The 22,417-nt window shown below is 47.3% G+C and carries 1 protein-coding gene; it reads left to right on the top strand.

Going from position 1 to position 22,417, the window contains the following annotated elements:
• Positions 1–7 precede the first annotated feature (7 nt).
• Positions 8–22,417 carry an SDR family NAD(P)-dependent oxidoreductase gene (locus tag HYD27_RS24275; protein WP_219219444.1) on the top strand — a complete coding sequence of 7,470 codons (22,410 nt, stop codon included), beginning with the start codon at positions 8–10 and terminating at the stop codon, positions 22,415–22,417.

Here is a 22,417-nt window from a genome sequence, read left to right as displayed (position 1 = left end):
TGATACTGTGAAAGTCAAAAGCGAAGATTATATCCGTTTGGAACGTGCCTATCATACTATTCTAGGCCTGGAGCAGAAACTGGAAGCCATGGAGCAGAGGCCAGCGGGCGAGCCGGTCGCAGTTATCGGGCTATCATGCAAATTCCCAGGAATGGTTGATAGTCCTCTTGATTACTTTCGGATGCTGTCCGAAGGGAAACATGTCATTGAGGATATCCCGGCCGATCGCTGGAATTTCGACGAGTACAATCTCGAACTGAAAAACAAAATTTATTGTCGAAAGGGCGGCTTCCTGCAGGACCCTTATCAATTTGATCCGCTTTACTTCAACATTTCGCCGATAGAAGCAGAATTTATGGACCCGCAACAACGTCTGTTTCTGGAAAGTTGCTGGAAGGCGTTCGAGGATGCCGGGTACACACCTGATAAATTAAATCAAGTCCGGTGTGGTGTTTATGCGGGTGTAGTAAACAACGATTATTATACCTATCTGGATTCCATTCCACATAAACCTGAGCCCTATGAAGTGATTGGTAATTATAATTCCATGCTGTCTGCGAGAATTGCTTATTTCTTAAACTTGAAGGGACCTGCTGTTACACTTGATACAGCATGTTCATCCTCCATGGTAGCTATTCATATGGCATGCCAGGCGATTCAAAATGGAGATAGCGATATGGCCTTGGCTGGAGGGGTTACACTTTATGTAACTCCTCGGCCTTATTTATTAATGTGTGAATCGATGATGCTGTCCAAGAGTGGGAACAGTTACGCTTTCGATCAACGGGCAGATGGATTCATCCCCGGTGAAGGCTGCGGGGTTGTTGTCTTGAAAGCACTGAGTAAAGCGATTGCGGATGGGGATCAGATTTATGGTGTCATTCGCGGCTCAGGAATTAATCAAGACGGCAAATCCAACGGGATTACAGCGCCGAATGCATTAGCTCAAACCGAGCTTCAACTGGATGTATTGAATCGAATTGGACTGAATCCGGAGCGAATTTCTTATGTAGAGGCACATGGGACAGGTACAGAGCTTGGTGATCCGATTGAAATGGAAGCGTTAACAAATTCTTTCTCGAAATCAACGGATAAAAAGCAGTATTGCGCTATTGGTTCTGTCAAAAATAATATGGGACATTTGCAGGCAGCCGCAGGTGTGGCATCACTAATTAAAGTGCTGCTCGGAATGAAATACAGTTGCTTGTTCCCGGCGATCAACTATGAGAAGCCAAATCGCCATATTGACTTCACTCAAACTCCCTTTTATGTGAACACCACTTTGCAGGAATGGGTTACGCCGAACAATCAGCCCAAAATAGCAGCTATCAATTCTTTTGGATTCAGCGGGACCAACGCGCATCTTATTATAGAGGAATACAAACAGGATACAGCAGATGAGATTGGATCGCATAAGGATCAGCTGCCTGTCTGTTTGCTGCCAATTTCCGCACAAAATAAGGAGACACTGCAGACCTATGTGCGGGAACTATATGATTATGTTCAAGTACATCAATCGTTTAAAGCAGATAATAATGAGCTGCACGAGCAGCTTAGAAGCATGGTTGCTGAGCATTTGCACATAGCTGTCGAAGAGATCGACATTGGCACCGATTGGGATCTGCTAGGATTAGGAATTATGGGGCTGCAGAGTCTGCTGCATGAGCTTAATCACAAGCTTGGTGTAGCCATTGCAATGAGTGAGCTGGTAAGCCTAAGGAATATTGCAGCGCTTGCCAAAAAAGTCACTGAAGTGAGCGGAGGGCATTTTGCTTCCGACTTCCCACTCCGCTTGGCGTATACTTTTCAAACGGGCCGCCAAGCGATGAAGACTAGACAACTGTTTATTTATCGGCTGCCCGGGGAGTTATTGAACCAATGTGAATCCTTTCTTAAAGGAGAACAAAACGTCTATTCGGGTCCGTTAAGCCCGGAAGCCGAAGCTTGCAAACGGACTTGGGAATTTGGCGAGCAGGCGGTTCATTGGGAATCGATGTATACCGGATATGCAAGGATGCCGAAGCGGATTTCAGCACCAGTCTATCCGTTCTCCAAGCAGGCCTATAAGCTTGGTCCCAAGCCCAAATCTGCTGGAGGTAGTAGTTTGACGAGATTGTCAGAGTCGTTAAGCTTTGAGCATCGCTTACCAGACGATGTCGGCGGGAAGGATAGCCACCGAGTAAAACAGGTCGAAATTGTGCCTGGGGCTTATATGCTTCAATTAATGATTCAAGCGGCTAACGAGATGTTAGGCGGCAATGTGAATTATATCGAGCAGGTTCACTTCAAGGCGCCCTTCTATAGGAATATAACGGACAATCGTGTGTACCTAGAGCTTCGGAACCAAATAAATGGCCAGTCTACCCATTGCGTGGTTCGTGGTGTGGAGTCTGATCAACAAACATACAGCATCGGGCAGCTGCGGAGAAAGCCAAGTCTTGCGGTAGAGTACAAAGCAGTACCTGCTGATCCGGCTTTAGCCGTTCGATCCTTTGATCATGTTGGATGGTATCTATTTGTGAAGGAACAAGGCTTTGATTATGGCGAGTCTTACCGTACTGTTCAGAAGGTGGAGATCTATAAGGATGAGGCGGTAGCAGTCATAGCTTCTTCAATGGATTTCGATGAAAGAAGTGCTGCAGCTTTCGGATTTGATCCCCGGATGATCGATGGAGCGATACAACCAGCAATTGCTTTGCTTCAGAAAGATTTTCCGAATCAGTCCGTACTGCTGCCTAATTATATCGAGTCCTTACATATTTTCCATCCGCTTCCACGCCGGTTTACTGCCCATTTGAAGCGTACCAGCACGCTGCAGGATGCTGCTCATTCATGGCGTTGCTTGATGGATATCACAGTACTGGACGAGAAGAAGCAGGTTGTTCTGGAAATCCATCAGCTTGCTGTGCGAGTGGTGACGGAGATTGATGAGCATGAGGAGGTTAGCACCTTGAGGGAAGTATTTGTTCCTCTTCGGGAAGTGTCCAATTCTGACAAGGCTTCTGACTCCGAGGAGCTATCGAGGACAAGTCAACTGGACGCCATTCGAGATTACTTAATACAGTCGCTTTCTGATTTGTTGAAAATAAGTGCGGGCGTGATTGAACCGGAGAAAGCTTTTCCAAGCTATGGTGTAGACTCATTCCTCTCGTTGAAGTGGATGTCCATACTTGAAAAAGAGTTTGGTAAATTACCGAAGACGATTTTGTTTGAACATTTCGATATAGTTAAACTAAGCCTTTTTTTGCAAGCGCAGTACCCGGAAAAGTTCACTTCCACTCGAAGTGAAGCGATTGTGAATGCTGTTCATTCAACTGCATACGTTTCTGAATCCGGGATAAGAGCGGAGAAACGGCAAGCTGTTCGTATTCTTGAGCAGGATTTAGCTGCACATCCGGCAGAACAATCCTGCGTGGAGGTTATTATCAACCGTTATGGGATGGAGGGGCTGGCGGTTGCGCGAAAAGAAATGGCTCCCGAGCTGTTTCTTGGCTCCAGTCGTAAAGGCTTCTTTTATTTAGCCGAGAGGGAAGAGATTATTCTTGCCTTCTTATATCAAGGGCCGGAAGAGGACTTGGAGGAGCTTGCTAACGAGTTAGCCGCATTCGTTATACCACTAGGCAAGCAGGTCGTATTTTTGTTGGAACAAAGGCTTGAAAAGGTTGCTGACCGTTCAGTAGGTGCTGTCGAAATTGGAACGCTGCAACGGCTTGAGGCACTCCCATTGAATCTAAAAGGCAAGAAGTACAGACATTTGCGCTATGCCATATCCAATTTTCAGAAACTGGGTGATTGTAGGGTCGAAGAGTATTATTTGAACAGTCATGCAGGTACGGACCAGGATATTCTCGATATGATTGATGCGTGGTGCAGTACGAAGCAAATGGTGAACCCTTATATCGGGAAGGTGAAAAATCAGATTATAATGAAGAGCTTTCCAAGTATGTATCGGTTTTTCCTCACTTATTTGAATAATAAGCTAGAAAATGTTGTAGTCATTACTCCTGTACCGTCCCGCAAAGGATATTTGATGGATTTAGAGGTCTATGGACCGGATATGGCACTCGGCGGTATAGAATATGCCATTGTTAATATCTATGAACAGCTATTGAAGGAAGACGCTGCTTTCTTAAGTCTTGGGGCGACCTTTGGAGTTGCCGGCGCGCCGGAAGCAAATTCGGATCCTGTATGGACGGAAAGTCTTTCCGAATTGTGGGAGCAGGGGATTTTTAATGGCAGCGGTAATTATCAGTTTAAGAATAAGTTCAGACCGGAAAATCGTCCGCTGCTTTTGCAACGGTTTATGGATACTGCACCGCCGAGTCTTCTTGACGTTATCTTGTTTATTGCCAATCCGGTCGGTGTTTCTCCGCAGGTCGGGCAGTATAGCGGTGACAAGAATCTGGCTCTGTATGATTACAATACATTATTTGTACCGCAGGACAATGTGGCTTATGATCTGCTTACAGATTCATGGTCGGAGCTTTCATGGGCGAAAGAGCTTATCGCTAACAACGGAGATCTCACCCAATATGGCTCTTATGCGGAGTTGATTCAACGGCTTCGGGAATTTTTCCCGTTTCCTTACCTTATACCAGTCTCATCTGGCCGTGAGGCAGAAGCTATGTTATTTGCTGCATTGCCGAAGGACAAGCGGGTTATCCTGCAAAATATGATGTTCCCGACTACGGTGCAACATCAAGTTAATAACGGTTTTGTACCTGTCGAAATTCCTAAAAGAATGCCCCTTGGAATGGATGGGAATGCAGACAGAGGCGAGCTAGATATCGTACAATTGAAGGCCTTGCTTCAGAAGGGCAGTACGGCTTATGTTGCTATTGAAATGGAAAATAACGCTGCTGGCGGAGCTTCAATTTCGATCGAACATTTGCGGGAAGTTCGTCAATTATGCAAAGAGTATCATACTCCTTTAATAATTGACGCGACTCGTATACTTGAGAATGCCCTTAAGATGTCGAAACAGGAACTCTCCACGACAACGGATTGGAGCCTGACATTGGAAGTGGCTGCAGAGATGCTCAAGTGCGCCGATTATGTCGTCGCCAGCTTAACGAAGGACTATGGAAGTCCGGTAGGCGGCATTATAGCTACCCTTGATAAAAAGACGTTCCAAAAAATGACGGAAAGAGCGGCGCTTGAAAGCAAGAAGCTCACAGATGCTGAACAAGCAACCCTATTTCATGCGCTGGCAGATAAGTCTAAAATAGTAGAAGCTGCTACGAAGAGAATGCAACTGGTCGGCAAATTGGAAAACCGGTTGAAGCCAATATGGCCGGTTGTTTCACCCATAGGTGGACATTGCTTAATAATAGATACGAAGAAAATAAAAGGCTTGGCAGATATAAATTATTCTGCTCAAGTCTTTTTGAATTGGATGTACGCATCAACAGGCATTCGGGGCAGTATCCATTGCGGAGGATTAAATCCGCAATCATTAAATCATATGATTAGGCTGGCCGTTCCTATCGGGATGGATGAACCTGCTATTGATAACATTGCGGATCGGCTATGTACGGCTTGGGCACAAGAGAAATTATGGCAACCCCTGGAAGCTGTGCATGAAGATACCGGAACATACGGTGCTTTGAAGAACACCTATCGACTAACTTCGTCTGCCTGTCCGAAGGATACCGCAGCTTCGACGCTGGAAGGCGCTGAGAAAGATGCTGATCACGTAGCAATCGTAGGATTAAGCGGCCAATATCCTGAGGCCGATGATTTGGAGCAGTTTTGGCATAATCTGGCCTCAGGCCATGATGCTATTTCCGAGATTCAGAAAGATCGTTGGGAGCTGGAGCTTTTTTACGATCCGGATCGCAGACAGTTCGGGAAGAATCAGTGTAAATGGGGAGGCTTTTTGCGTGATGCAGATATGTTTGATCCGCAGTTTTTCCAGATAACGCCGGTTGAAGCGGAAAAAATGGACCCACAACAACGGTTATTTTTACAGAGCGCCTGGCATGCCGTAGAAGATGCGGGATACGCACTGGGTGATTTGCTGGATCAAACCGATAAAAATATCGGTGTGTTTGCCGGTGCTACCTGGTCGGAGTATAGCTATTTTGCAGATCACAAAAAAGGCTTTTATCCCGAGGTGAATTTGGGCTCAATTGCGACGAGAGTCGCTTATCATATGGGATTCCAGGGTCCTGCAATGACGGTGGATACGCATTGTTCCTCATCGCTTTCTGCTATTTATTTGGCCTATGAATCAGTCAAGAATGGGATTTGTAAAGCGGCCATTGCCGGAGGTGTTAACCTTTCCTTGCATCCGAACAAATATCAATTCGCAAAATTTTTCTTGTCTCCTACTGGCAAATGCCACAGCTTTGGTGCAGACGGAGATGGTTATGTTCCGGGAGAAGGTGTGGGCGCGGTCTTATTGAAGCCGCTGAGGGATGCGATTGCTGACAATGATCATATTTATGGCGTTATTCGTTCAATAAGAATGCGTCATGGAGGCAAGACCGCGGGCGTCCATGTTCCGAATCCGAAGAGTCAGGCCAAATTGATTCAAGAAACGATGGAGCTGGCGCAGATTCACCCCGAGACGGTTAGTTATGTGGAAGCACATGGCACCGGAACCGATTTGGGAGATCCGATCGAGGTGGAAGGACTTACCCAAGCGTACCGGATGCAAACGAATAAGAGTCAGTATTGTGCACTCGGATCAGTAAAGTCGAATATCGGCCACGCAGAAGCGGCGGCTGGCATTTCGCAATTGACGAAAGTTCTGCTGCAGCTCAAGCATAAGAAGCTGGTGCCCTCTTTGCACTCAGGAACGCTTAATCCTAATATTGATTTTGCAGAAACGCCATTTTACGTACAGCAAGAGCTTAGCGATTGGTCTTTGACTGGCCCCGGCAATCATCCAAGGCGGGCAGGCATTAGCTCCTTTGGTGCAGGAGGTGTTAACTGTCATTGTGTGATCGAGGAATATCCGACCGATGCCTCTGCGATGAATCAGCTAGACCATGAAAAGAAACGGCGCGTGTTCCCACTTTCTGCCAAGACTCCAGAGGCTCTGGCGGATTATGTGCGGAGTTTACAGGCTTATATGCTTCAAACAGGGAATGATGTTTCACTAGTGAACATCGCCTTTACGATGCAAATTGGAAGAGAAGATTTTAAAGAAAGAGTCGTCTTTCTCGCAGCCTCACATGAGGAGCTGGCAGAACTGTGCTCACGCTACTTGCAAGGAGAGAAGACAGCTTATATTCTTGTAGGATTTGGCGGCGCTTCACGTAAGGGAGAGGCCGGCGGTGCAGAAGTTGGAGAATCGATTGAGCGTGCTGCTGTTATTTGGTCTGAGGGAGGGGCGGTCGATTGGCGGTTATGCCGCGGATTTGCACCAGGCTATCGGACCTCTCTGCCGTTGTATCCATTTGCCAAGGAGCGATATTGGGCTCCGTTGCCCGATACGGCGGACGAAGCGGACAACAATGTATTAAGCAAGGGTATCCGTCCTGAGGCGGTAGTTCAGCCAGAGACCGTAAAAGGGGATATTGTATTGTATAGGCCAACCAATGCTGTACTTCGGCCATTATTAATGCCGGATATGCATGAACGGCATGAACGCAAAGGGCGTATTTTCGTATTTGGCAGTGATCCTGAGATGTTGTTCCATCTTAGACAAAATGGATACAAGCCGGTACACATCGAGCAAGGAGATCAATTCGGACAATCTTCTCCTGAACGCTTTATTATTAATCCGTCTTCTTATGATGACTACACTTCACTATGGAATGCGCTGTTGGAAGGAAACCGAGGTTCAGCCATCGATGTTCTTTATTTATGGGGCATTGGAACTGGAGAAAGAGAATGTGAGACGTATACGGGAGAGTTGATGCACCCGCTGCTTCACTTATGTGCCTCATTGAACAAATATGCTCTGAAGGAACCAATCTCTCTGTTATATGGGTATGTGTCCGAAGGCAGCAAGTTAGATGTATTTCGATCGGCGCTTCCGGCGTTTTTCAGAACGATTCATTTGGAAAATCATCAACTGCGCTTCAAAGTTGTGGATATGGATGAGAGCACACATTTCTATACAAAAGTACTGGAAGAATTGCAGGATGAATGCCCGGGCGCTGCGTATATCAGATATCACGGGCAGCAACGAACAGTTCTGTCTTACGAGGAAATCCCTGCCCGAGAGGAAGGGCAGCGAGAGAATGAAGTGCTTCGTACAGGCGGTGTATATCTTATCACTGGGGGTCTTGGCGGAATTGGCTATTTGATTAGCCAGTATCTTGCTTCTGTTAAACAAGCAAGGCTTGTACTGACGGGACGTTCTCCGGTCGACAGCAGCGCTGCGGATAAGATCGCGAGGCTGGAACAGACGGGGGCTTCAGTTGTTTACATACAAGCGGACATCTCCATCAAGGCAGAGGTGCAAAAGGTCATTCAAGCAACAAAAAATACCTTTGGAGCTATCCATGGTATTTTTCATTGCGCCGGTGTTTTGCGTGATGCCTACTTTGTGCATAAAACGACTGATCAGTTTGATGAGGTTGCAGCAGCCAAAATACCAGGTACGGTTCATTTGGATGAATACACAGCGGCAGAGTCACTCGATATCTTTTGTTTGTTCTCCTCCTTGTCTGCCGTATCGGGGAATATTGGGCAATGCGATTATTCATACAGCAATAGCTTTATGGATCAATATGCCGCTTATCGCGAGCGTTTGCGTGAGGAGGGTCGGCGTTGGGGTCACAGTATCTCGATCAATTGGCCGTTGTGGATCGATGGCGGCATGCAAATTCCGAATACGAAGAAGGAACTTCTGTATGAGCAGACTGGCTTGGAAGTATTGTCAACGAAAGACGGCATAGATGCGTTTGTGCAGGCCATTCAATCGGGTTATGCCCAAGTTCTTGTTACGTCAGGGGATCGCAAGAGAATAGAGAATACTTTTCTGGCATCCGCGGCACAAGAAGAGGGGGTTTTGTCTGACATTAAGCCGTTGTTACAGGAAGAGCCTGATGAAATGGAGAAGCCGGAGGAATTGGAGATATTTGTTAGCGGGCTAATCAAAGAGTGGATCGTGGAATGCACCAAGCTTCCGGAACACAAGATCGATATTCAGTCTCATTTTGAAGAGTACGGTCTTGATTCGATTATGATTGAGCACTTGATCAGCCGCTTGGAGCAATGCTTTGGGAAAGTTTCGCCTACTTTGTTGTTCGAGTATCAGACGATAGAGGAATTGGCTCAATTCCTAGCAGATCATCGTACGGAAGCTGTACAGGTTCATCGTATGAGAGAGTCGGGAATAAGTGTGCAGGAATCAGTTGGGCCTAACAATAAGTCTGACACTGTAACCGCAACACCTGTGCTTGCTGTTGCAAGTGCGGGTCAGGAAGCTACAGCGGAAGACGATGATATTGCAATCATAGGCGTCAGCGGAATTTATCCGAAGGCAGAGAACATCAAGGAGTTTTGGCACAATCTGGAGCAAGGTGTGGATTGTGTCGACGAAGTACCTAACGAAAGATGGGATTGGCGCCGGTATTACGCTCAGGATCCGGCTGAGGCAAACCACGGGAAAATATATTGCAAGTGGGGGGGATTTGTCGATAATATAGATCAGTTTGACCCCCTATTGTTCCAGATATCTCCCAAAGAAGCTGAGGCCATGGACCCGCAGGAACGATTGTTCCTTCAATGCGTCTGGGACTTGTTCGAATCCAACGGTTACACAAGGGAAGGACTAGCGAGGCAATTTCCGAAAGATAAGGGTGCGGACGTTGGGGTTTATGTTGGCGTAACAACAAATAGCTACCAGTTGCTAGGTCCAGAACAATGGGACAAGGGCAGTTCAATCATTCCGACTTCTTTGCCGTGGTCGATTCCAAACCGGATCTCTTATTTTTATAATTTCAATGGGCCTAGCCTTCCGGTAGATACCGCTTGTTCATCGTCACTTGTAGCCATTCATATGGCTTGCGAAAGCCTGAGGAATCAAGATTGTAAAATGGCAGTCGCGGGCGGGGTTAATCTGTATTTCCACCCTTCTAAATATTTGGCGATGTGTCAACTTGGGATGCTCTCAAAAACCGGGAAATGTCATGCATTCGGTGAACAAGCTGATGGATTCGTTCCCGGGGAAGGCATTGGTGCCGTTCTGTTGAAGCCGCTTAAGAAGGCTGAAGCGGACGGCGATGAGATCTGGGGTGTTATTAAAGGTACGGCAATCAATCATGGCGGACGGACGAACGGATATAAAGTACCAAGCCCGCATTCACAAGCAATGCTCGTCAAAAAAGTGATGGAGCAAGCGCAATTGGATCCTTCAACGATTAACTATATAGAGGCTCATGGTACAGGCACCAGCCTGGGAGATCCGATTGAAATCGAAGGATTAACCCAAGCTTACAAAGATTTTGTCAGCGAAAATCAATATTGCGCTGTTGGTTCAGTGAAGTCCAATATCGGACATTCTGAATCTGCTGCGGGTATTGCAAGTCTCACTAAGGTATTGCTTCAAATGAAGCATAAGAGGTTGGTACCTTCTCTGCATGCTGCCCGGCTCAACAAACATATCGCATTCGAGGATACGCCGTTTAGAGTACAAACCGAAAGTGCGGCATGGAAGCCTGTTCGAGAAGATCTGCCTTTACGTGCAGCGATCAGTTCGTTTGGAGCGGGCGGAGTGAATGCGCATATGGTCGTGGAAAGCTATTTATCTCCTGCAGAGCATCGGGTCCCTTTAAAGTATGGGGTTGACCGGCTCTCTGCTTCGGAAGGCAGGAGCCGAGAATACGCCTTCATCTATTCGGCTCGCAATAAGACACGGCTTCAAGAGTCGCTTGGGCAGCATCTGGAATGGCTGTGCATGGAACGAGAAGACATCAACTTGGACAGCTTGTCCTATACGCTTCTATGCTGCCGTGAGGAAATGGAAGAACGCATTGCTTTTGTCGTTTCAGATAAGAACCTGCTGATCGAATCGCTTCGTTCTCATTTGAACGGTTGGGGAACGCCGGCGGGATGCGCTGTTTTTGCAGGAAATAAGTATGATCGCAATCGATCAGAAACCTCAATAAAAGATGACGGGCGGAAGGATAGGATCAAGAAGATCCTTGCCAGCCGGGAGCTTCATCAAGCCGTTGCTCTTTGGGTGTCCGGCGGGTCGCTGGAGTGGTCCGAATGGTTTGAAGAAGGGCAGCAGAAACTGCGCTTGCCCACGTATGTACCGGCGCAAGACAGCTACTGGATTACGCCTAAGGAAAAGCAGCCGATTCTCTGTTTAACGACAGATTGGAGCGAATGCGGCAAGGCAGAGGAAGCGGCTGCATCCGGCAGCCTATCTGAACGGCACATTATGTTGGTAGCAACGAGAGAGCAGGCACGACATTGGTCTATGATTGAGACATCTGCTGAGGCCAGCAGTCTAACGAAAGTTTATTTGGACAATCGGAACAGTTGTGTCAGTCGTCATGAGTTTGAGGTGGATAGTACGCATGGATCTCCGGATTTCTCGATCGTTACTCCGCTGCATGCTATTGATACGATTTACTTTTTGTGCGGAATGAATGACGAATCTGAATTAAATGACGATTATGCTTATGAGCAGCAGCAAAATGAGGGTGCGCTGGCATTAATCTCATTAATGCAGGTCTTCCATGACAATGTTACTCTCAAGGTAATCACAAGCAAAACTATGCAAGTGCCTGGATATGAAAAGCATTGCATTAATTTTCTAACGTCTGCTATTGCAGGCATTACAAAAACGATACCGCTGGAGTTTCCGATGGTAAAGGTGATCCATATTGATCTTCAAGCCCAAGATGCTTCCGGCGTCGCTGGAGAGCTCTTACTGGCTGTGAAGGAACCGTATAATGCGGCCTATCCTTTCCTCGCCTATCGTGCAGGCAAGCGATATCGGCGCAAGCTGGTCAAAGCAGAGATAAATAAGAGTCAGATTCCTGTACTTAAGTCACATGGAACCTATCTCATTTTGGGCGGAACCGGCGGCATAGGTTTTGAATTATCAAAGTTTCTGGCGACGCGTTATGGGGCTCGTCTTATCCTGGTGGGGAGAAGTCCTCTGAATGAGGAGAAGCAGGCTCAACTCGATCTGCTGAACCAGATAGGCGGAGGAGCTTCTTATTTGGAAGCGAATTTGCGGGATACCGGCCAAACCCTGCAAAGAGTCAAGGCGCATGTCGAGAACATGGGAGGAATTGACGGGGTTATCCATTCTGCAGCGGACGTTGAGAACAGCTTGCTTACGAAGATGACGCCGGAAATCTATCACCGTGTAGTAGGCATTCAAGCCTCTAGTTGTATGCTGATGAAAGAGGTTCATCTGGAGCTTGGGGTAAAAAACTTTATATTTTTCTCCTCGGCTTCCAGCTTTTTTGGAAGCCAAGGAGGAGCTAATTACAGCGCCTCTAATTGCTTGAAAGATACGTTTGCCAATATATTCGCGCACACGTATCCGGTGAATGTGAAATTAATCAACTGGGGTTTGTGGGGGCAGGTGGGCCTCGGTAAAGCTTATGATAAAGTGCTCCAGCAGAAATTTCGTTCAGTAATACCTATTTTGCCGAAGGAAGGACTGCAGGCGTTTGAGCAGATCGTATCTGCCAACACGATTCAAGTTATAGCTGCAACTGCCAGTGACAGTTATATACGAAATGAAACGGATTATTATGGGCCGCGGGAATCTATGGCTTCAACCCTCTTGACTGAGGAAACGGCTGGCCCGTTGATTTCGGCGTCGCCTGATACGGATGGCAGTATTAAGACGCAGATGTTGCTCTGGTTAAGAACGATTGTTGCCGGTTGCCTGAAGCTCGATTCTGCTCTTTTACATGATCGGGTGCACCTGGGAGATTACGGAATGGATTCGATTATAGGTACGGTGATTCTTCAATCGCTTACGAAATGGCTATCCAACCTGCCATCCACGCTTATGTACGAGTATTTCACTATCGATGCTCTGGCGGATTATTTATTGGATGAACATGCGGAGGAGTTAGGAAAGATATTTGCGGATGTTGCAACTGATCCTGCGGATGATGTGGTGAAGCTTGAGACTGCCGCCTTAGAGGAGAATTCTAAAGGAAAAGAAGCTGCTGAGCACGACATTGCCATTATCGGTATAGCCGGTGTATATCCGCAGGCCAAGGAGCTTCAGGAGCTCTGGTCCAACCTTGTGGACAGCAGGGATTGTATAACGGAGGTTCCTGCCGATCGCTGGGATGCGGATGTCTATGAGCAGAATGGTTCTATTTATTGCAAGTGGGGGGGATTTGTAGAACAGCCGGATTTATTTGACCCCATGTTCTTCCAACTATCCCCGAAGGAAGCAAAGGGTATGGACCCACAAGAGCGGATGTTTTTACAGGTAGCTGCACAGACCTTTGCGAACGCCGGATATTCGAAGGCAAGCTTGGATCGGCAAAAGGTTGGTGTGTTTGTTGGTGTTACGAATAATACGTATCAGCTGCTCGGTGTAGATCAGTGGGATCATACCTCTAATGAGGACATCCCTAATTCGCAGATCTGGTCGATTCCTAATCGCGTCTCGTTCCATTACAATTTGGCAGGCCCGAGCATGCCGGTCGACACCGCATGTTCGTCGTCGTTAACGGCTCTCCACCTTGCTTGCGAAAGTATTCAAAGCGGCGAGTCGGGAATGGCTCTGGTCGGCGGGGTGAACTTATACCTTCATCCGTATAAATACAGCGGACTTAGCCAAATGAAGATGCTCTCTCCTACTGGGCAATGCCGCGCCTTTAACGATGAAGCGAACGGCTTTGTTCCCGGCGAAGGGATAGGTGCTGTACTGGTGAAGCCTTTGAAACAAGCGCTTCAGGATGGCGATTTCATTCATGGTATTGTGAAGTCGACTGCCGTGAATCATGGAGGCCGAACCAACGGCTATACGGTGCCCAATCCGAATGCGCAAGCTTCATTAATTGAGGAGGCACTCCTTAAGGGAAATATTGATCCTCGAACAATTACTTACGTTGAAGCGCATGGAACTGGAACGGTATTGGGTGATCCTATCGAGATCGCGGGCCTAACTTCTGCGTTCAGGAAGTATACGTCGGACAAGCAGTTTTGTGCAATCGCTTCAGTTAAAACAAATATTGGTCATTTGGAAGCGGCGAGCGGAATAATTGGATTAACCAAGATTTTGCTTCAAATGAAGCATCAAACATTGGTGCCAACGCTCCATCATGAGCCTGGTAATACACGTATCCGTTTTGCAGATTCACCTTTTTATCTGCAGAAGAAAGTAGAAGCATGGAATAGGCCGACAGTTCACGTCGATGGGGAGGAGGTTATGTATCCGAGAAGAGCGGCTGTCAGTTCCTTCGGCGCCGGGGGAGCTAACGCCCATGCCATCATCGAAGAGTATTTGCCTAAAGAGCAAACGGACCACCATGGACGAAACCGGAGGAGTATCATTCCTTTATCTGCTAGAAGTCCCAGACAATTGCAAGATTATGTGAAAAATCTGCTCTCAGATCTGAAGGGAAAGATTGCGTCAGGAGAGCCAGCTATCCTTTTAGAACGGGTAGCTTATACGCTTCAGATCGGCAGAGATCCGATGGAGGAGCGCCTTGCTGTAATAGCGAGCAGTATGGAAGAACTGCTAGAGAAATTGGATCATGTGGCAAGCGGAACAGAAAAGAGTGGCATATTTATAGGAAGAGCGCAGTCTTTCCCCGCTTATGACAGCGATTCCCTCATCATTTCTTTGGAAGATGCGAATATTGAAGCGACTGCGAGAGCTTGGGTAAATGGCGGGTCGATCCGCTGGGAATCCTTCTATACGGCCCCATTGCCGATAAAGCTGCCACTCCCAGCTTGTCCATTTTCTTTGAAGAGCTATTGGTTGAATCCGGTTGTGGACAAGAGCGAGCGTGTAGAGAAAGATCACTCATCCGTAGCCGCGTTGCATCCGCTGGTTCAAAGAAAACAAATCGAGGGCCAAGGCATACATTATAGCGGTACATTTATGGGCAAGGAGCGGTTTATTTCTGAGCATCGGGTAGAAGAATATTCCGTGTTTCCCGGGGCTGCCTTTTTGGAAATGGCATTCGAAGCGGCTTCTTTCTCGATGGAGAAGGAAATGATTGCGATACGAAATGTAACTTTCATGCAACCGCTCATTTTCAGAAAGGAGCCGATCGAAGTAGAGTTGGCTATCCAGCACAGTACCGGTAGAAACGCTTTTGAAATCTATTCTGCATCAGGTTCTGAAGAAAAACTGAAACATGTTCAAGGTGAGATCGTATATCGCAGCACAGCTGATATTCCAGAAGCACATCGGGCTATTAATCTGCAGGGGATGATTGATCATTCGGCAAGCTTTGACAAGGAGCAGATCTATAGATACTACCGGAAATTAGGGATAGATTATGGGCCTGTCTTTCAAAATGTGAGCAAGCTCTATGTACGTAATCGCAGTATCCTTGGGGAACTGGCGCCGCATCAAGAAGTACAAGACACATTAGGCCAGTATGAGCTGCATCCGATCTTGTTGGATGGAGCTCTGCAATGCATGATTGCTTACGGAATGCTGGATCAGGAGAAGGGCTTGGAATTACCTTTTTATGTTCGCGAGCTTCACGTAATCCGGAAGGATCGGCAATGGAAATACGTCTACATTGCTCCATCGGGAAGCGGGGAGCATGCTTATGATGTGACAATACTGGATGAGATGGGGGAGTCATTGGTTTGCCTCCTTGATTTTACAGTCAGTCCGCTTCGCTCGAAAGTACATGAGGTCCAGCGCAGATTAAGCAGTAAGCCCCTACCTGAAAAAGAATCTTATGGAAATAGTCAAGCAACGTGGGACTCAGGTCAAGGGCAAGCGGTAACAGATCATATTAAGAATAACATTGCATTCATACTGGAGTGGAGCGTTGAGGAGATCGATGAAGATACGGAACTTGGCGATTATGGTTTTGACTCCTTGTCGTTCACTCGTCTGGCTGACCAACTGAATGACGATTTTCAAATTACGGTATCACCGGCGTTATTTTTTCAATACACTACCGTCCGAAAACTGGCAGAACATTTGGTAGAAAGCTGTGCTTTGAGCCGAAATGAGACGTTGACACAGTTGGTTGAAGATAGAGCAGCCCCACAGCAGATGGAACCACAGCATGAATTAGACGGCTCTGTTTCACCAGCTGGCACTAGTTCCAGTGATCACAGTGGAGAAGACAACTTTCCGGTTGCAATCGTAGGAATGGCGGGCCGGATGCCGCAATCGGCTACGCTTGAGCAATTTTGGGAGCATCTCAAGGCAGGTAATGATCTCGTTACAGAAGTCCCTAAGAAACGCTGGGATTGGCGCGAATATTATGGGGACCCCATCCAAGAAAAAAATAAAACAAAAGCTAAATGGGGCGGATTTTTGGATGATATCGATAAATTCGATGCACGTTTCTTCAAAATTGCTGCCAGGGAGGCCGAGCTTATGGACCCTCAGCAAAGAGGCGTGCTTGAGCTTGCGTGGCAGACGGTGGAACATGCAGGCTATAGCATGAATGCACTCTCCGGCTCCAAAACGGGTGTTTTTGTCGGAGTAGCTGCAAACACCGATTACAATGATCTCGTTAACAAGGATGCAGAAGAGACGGAAGCCTATCAGTCCACCGGTGTTGCCATTTCCGTACTGGTCAACCGATTATCCTATATGTTCAATTGGCATGGTCCGAGTGAGCCGATAGATACTGCATGCTCCAGCTCGCTGGTAGCTTTGCACAGAGCTGTAGATTCATTGCGCAGCGGGGAATGCGAGATGGCTTTGGCAGGTGGCGTTCAGCTTATTCTAAGTCCGCGCGGAGCGATATCGTTTAGTAAATCTGGTATGTTAAGTCCGGATGGACGCTGTAAAACGTTCGACCAGAGTGCTAACGGCTATGTTCGCAGCGAAGGAATGGGGCTGGTTCTGCTCAAACCATTGAAGGATGCGGAACGCAGCGGCGATCAGATTTATGGAGTGATTCGGGGAACCGCGGTGAACCACGGGGGCAAAGGTAATTCGTTAACATCGCCTAATCCGAATGCGCAAGCCGAAGTTATCATGAAAGCTGTTGAGAAGGCCGGAATAGATATTGGCTCCATCAGTTATATTGAGACTCATGGTACGGGGACGCAACTCGGTGATCCAGTTGAAATTAATGGATTGAAGAAAGCTTTTGAGACAATGGCTCTTGCGCAAGGGGAAACGAGTCTGCCGGCCCGCTCTTGCGGATTAGGGTCTGTAAAAACGAATGTGGGACATATGGAGACGGCTGCCGGCATGGCTAGCCTGTTTAAGGTGTTGTTATCTCTTAAGCATCGCGAGTTGCCGCCCAATGTTCATTACCGCAAGTGCAATCCTCAAATTCATTTGGAAGACAGCCCTTTCTATATTGTAGATCGTTTGCAGAAATGGGGGGGAACTTCAATAGATGGTGGAGCACAGAATATTCCTCTTAGAGCAGGAATTAGCTCATTCGGCTTTGGAGGAGCGAACGCTCATCTTATTCTGGAAGAATATATCAACGATGCAGAACCCGCTCAGCCTGCATCAGATGATTCAGATAAGCAGCAACTGATAATTCTTTCAGCAAAAGATAGTGAGCGTCTTCGTGACAGGGCCAATCAACTAGCAGATTATCTTGAAAGTAGTCTCTCCGTTTCTATTGACGGTGTCTCCTGCGAAATGATCGAGCAGGAACTACTAAAGCAAATGGGAGAGGTGCTTTCGATATCGGAGGAAGAAATCGATCATAGCGGCAATGTGCTGGATATGGGCTTTGATCAAATGGGCTTGTATCAGCTTATGGTGAAAGTGGAGCAGCACTATGGAGTGAAGCTGCAATTGGAACAGATCCTTCAGTTGCAGACGCCTGATCGGCTCATTCATCATTTGTGCAAAGTAATAGGCAGTGGGTCTACCGCAGAGTTCAGTGAGCAAGTTCATTTAGCGTCAGTAGCTTATACGCTTCAGCTCGGACGCGATGCGATGGAAGAGCGCGCTTGTTGGATTGTATCCAATAGCAGACAACTAATCGAGCAGTTGCGAAGTTATTGTTCCAATCAGGTTACTCTATATGCCGGAAGAGTCACCAAGAAAGGGAACGGACCAATAGACGAACTTAAAAGTGACGTTCGACAAGCGCTTGCCATACAGGATTATTCCCGGCTTGCAGAATTGTGGACACAAGGGGCAAAGATAGATTGGCAGCTGCTATACGAAGGCAAGAAAGTAGTGCCGCGAATCGCGCTCCCGGGTTATCCTTTCCAAAGAACGGCTTATTGGTTCCAACCGGCTCCAATATCACATTCGAACTGTATAGCTGGCAACGATAGCGGGTTATTGGTGGAGCCATCTGACCGTGAAAACTTTGCTTATAGGGTTCGTCTGGATGAGTTCCATGCAAGCTTTGAAGATCATGTGATAGGAGATCGCGTAATCCTTCCTGGAGCGATGTACTTCGAGATCGTTCAAAAGACTGTTCAGCAAACGGGGCGGAACGATGGATTTGAACTTACCCAACTGTTCTGGTTGACTCCTTACATTCATAACGGTGATTCATTGGGAAATGATCTGTACATCCGATGGACTGAAGAGGATTCTGGACAATTCAAAATTAAAATTTGCTCCTTCGACGAGAGTGGACAGAGAGAGCATTTTCAGGTCTCAATTCGAGAGACGAGCCGCGGACAGGGAAGCTTGGGTCAGCCTATTCACTTGATTCAAGAACGCTGTGGGGAGAGCAATGATATCACGGAGTTGTATGGCCTGTTGAAAACAAATGGACTGTGCTATGGTTCGACTTATCAAACGGTCGTCAACTTAAGGCACGGAAATAAGGAGGCGATCGCCGAACTTTTATTGCATGATCAGTTAACCGAAGCTTGGCAGTGCTCCCCTTCGATGATTGATGGTGCGTTTCAATCGGTCGCCGTCGCGGGTAGCTGGGATAATGTCTCAGGTACTTATTTACCTTTTTCAGTGAAACGAGTCAGCTTCTATGAAAGGGTTCCCTCCTCTTGTTATGCCTATATTCGAGAGAAAGGAAAGAGCGGCTCGTTAATGCTGTTTGATCTTTATTTCGTTCATCATGAGGGTAGGATTATTGCCGAATTCGAGGATTTTGGCTTGAAACTGTATACGGGTCCAGATAATGGAATGTCTTTTCTCGTACAGGAGTGGCTGCCATGTCCAATCGAAAAGGCGAATGATGAAGCGGAGAAGCCGATTTTCATTGTCGGTTCATCCGGCAAGCTGAATGGTTCGCTGCTTGGAATGAAGGAGGCTTGTTGGCTGCAGACGGATATGACTAATCGAAATGAGCTGGAGCATCTGCTGGTACAAATGATTCCGGCGAATACGCAATCAATATCCATGGTGATTCATCTCGAGCAGGAGCAAGAAGCTGAGTCAGGTTATCCTATATATGAAGGAATGCAAAATTTGATCCAAATTTTAGTGAAGCGGTTTTATAAGCTTCCTGTACGTTTCTTGTGCCTATATGGCACGGGAGATGAATATATCGCGCATCGGGCACTCGTAGGGTTTGGACGGACAGCTGCTTTAGAAAACGATCATTTCGTCTTTCGTTTCCTCGAATATGACGAATTGAATCAGGTTCCATTGCAAGCTGAACTATACGCCGAGCCTGTCACAGGGTGCCTGGAAATTAAGTATGATCGCAATAGGCGGCTGATTCGCCAGCTCCGGGAGGTTGACAACTCGAACGAGCAGGCCGCCGCGCAGCCAAAAATCAGTCATAACGGTACTTATGTAGTCACAGGCGGCAACGGGGGACTAGGCTTGCTCTTTGCTGCATATTTGTTATCAAAATATCATGCGAATGTCGCAATTGTTAGTCGCTCTGCTATTTCTTCTGAGTCTATGATCCGACTAGAGGAGGCTGCCCGTTTCGGAGGAAGTATTCGACACTACAAGGCTGACGTATCCCGGGTGAAGGAGGTAGAATCATGCATGTCGCAAGTGAAAAGCGATTATGGTTCTATTCATGGGGTATTCCACTTTGCTGGCGCGCTTAATGACTCTCTCTTGTTCAGAAAGACGATGAGCGATGCGGAGAAGGTACTGGCCCCCAAAATCCATGGCATCCACAACCTGGATCGATCAACGAGAGGCGAAAAGCTTGAGTTGTTTGTAGTTTTCTCATCCATTACGGCGATAGCCGGCAATAAAGGACAAGCAGATTACGCTTATGCTAATCGGTATATGGACGAATATATTCGAATGCGGAACCGTCGAGATTTCTCAGAAGGCCGGATTTGCCGGAGTTATACAATCAATTGGCCTTTATGGGAACATGGCGGTATGCAAGTAAACGATTCCGTGAAAGAACGGCTGCAGGCAGATAATGGTTTGGAAATATTGCAGGAGCGCGACGGCTGGCACGCGTTGGAGAAAATACTTGCCAATGGCTGGGAGCAGGCGCTGCCTGTTCGGGGGGATAAGGAACGGATCAATCAATCGCTTGAGGCGCTGCAGCTATTGCGTCATGTGGCTGTCAAGTCAGAGACAACCTATAGGAAAGATTACGGGGATCATCCGTCAAACCCTCAGCAAGCGGTAGAGGATGCCCTGCTGGCAGATTTGCAGCGAATGTTCAGCGAAATCTTGAAGATAGATGCAGATGAATTGGATCCTGAAGAAGATTTGGAGATGTATGGTTTCGATTCCATCATGATGGTAGAAGTACTCAGTCGTATCGAATCTGCATATCGCATTAACATGGAGCCAGGAGCGATTAATGAACACAAATCTTTAAAGGTTTTGTCGGGGTATTTGTCGATGATAATCGACGGGGCGCAGCTTCAAGCAACGGTAAAATCATCTTCACAGTCGAAGCCGGAACAAAAAGACACTGTTCAGTCTGTCTCAACAACAACGGGTATGGAAGGAAGAATCGCAGTGATTGGCATGACATGCTGTTTTCCCCAATCGAGCAGCTTGGAACAATATTGGACCAATATTCTGCTGGAGAAAGACATGATTACGGAAGTGCCGAAGGAGCGCTGGGATGTAGATCATTATTATAATCCGGATCGGAAGCGTAAAGATACGACATATTCCAAATGGGGCGGTTTTCTTCAAGATATTGAGAAATTTGATGCTGGTTACTGGGGGATTCCGGACGAAGTTGCGCTGGTAATGGACCCGCAGCACCGTCTTCTGCTGGAACTTGTGGAGGAGCTGTGGAGCCGAGCGGGATATCGACCAGAGGAAGTCAGAGGGAAAGACGTCGGCGTCTTTATCGGCGGGGCCGAAAGCTCGTATGTAAAGAGCAATTTAGGTAAAGTACCTCCCGAGTCTATGAAGCACATTGTAGTAAATACCATCTCTAATATGATGGCAGCCCGTATATCTGACACGTATGATCTACGAGGACCTTCCTTGACGATGGATACAGCTTGCTCCTCATCGCTGGTCTCCATACACGAGGCTTGTTCTCAAATTCTTAATGGTACTTGCGATATGGCAATAGCCGGGGGAGTGCAAGTGCTGCTGGATCCGATTGATCATATTGGAATGAGTCAGGCTGGCGTGCTTTCGCCAGACAAGCGGGCTTACGTGTTCGACGAGCGTGCCCAAGGCATCGTAATTGGTGAGGGTGCAGGTGTGGTACTGCTTAAACCGATGAAGCAGGCTGTTGAGGATGGGGATTTTATTCATGCGGTCATTATGGGATCTGCCGTCAATAATGATGGACATACGATGGGATTGACGACTCCTAACATTGAAGGACAAAAAAACGTCATTCAACAGGCTCTTCGCAAGAGCGGAGTTTCACCTGACACGATTTCCTATTACGAGGCGCACGGGACAGGAACCTTGCTTGGCGATCCGATCGAGATTCGCGCAGCCACCCAGTCTTATCGCGAGTTCACGGAGAAGAAGCAATATTGCGGCGTTGGCTCTGTCAAGGCGAATATGGGACATTTACTTCGAGCTGCGGGAATCGGCAGCTTTATTAAAGCAGGGCTGGCTGTTCAGCATAGCATTTTGCCCAAAACCATTCATTGCGACAAGCCGCACCCACGGTTTCAATTCGAGGCATCACCTTTTTATCCGGTCACCAAAAGCATGCCTTGGGAAGGAATCGAAGGAAAGCGAAGAGCAGCGATATCTTCTTTTGGATTTGGTGGAACAAATTGCCATATGATAATCGAGAATTTTGAAGGAGAGCAATTTCCCGAATATTCGTTGCAAAGACAGCCACTTCAACTGCCGGAGTTTCACAAAAAAGTGTACTGGCTGGGGAGTCATGCAGGGGAAGAGACGGAAACGTTTTACCTGCGCATATTGGCACAACTTCAAAGCGGAGAAATTACGCCAGAGCAGGCACTGCAAATGGAATCGCTGGCGCTCAAAGGAGAGTCTGTGTAG

This window comes from Paenibacillus sp. S150 (genome assembly GCF_019352175.1).
Taxonomy (GTDB): domain Bacteria; phylum Bacillota; class Bacilli; order Paenibacillales; family Paenibacillaceae; genus Paenibacillus_AQ.
The sequence above is the reverse complement of the archived record's forward strand: the minus strand, read 5'-3'. Positions and strand labels throughout refer to the sequence as shown.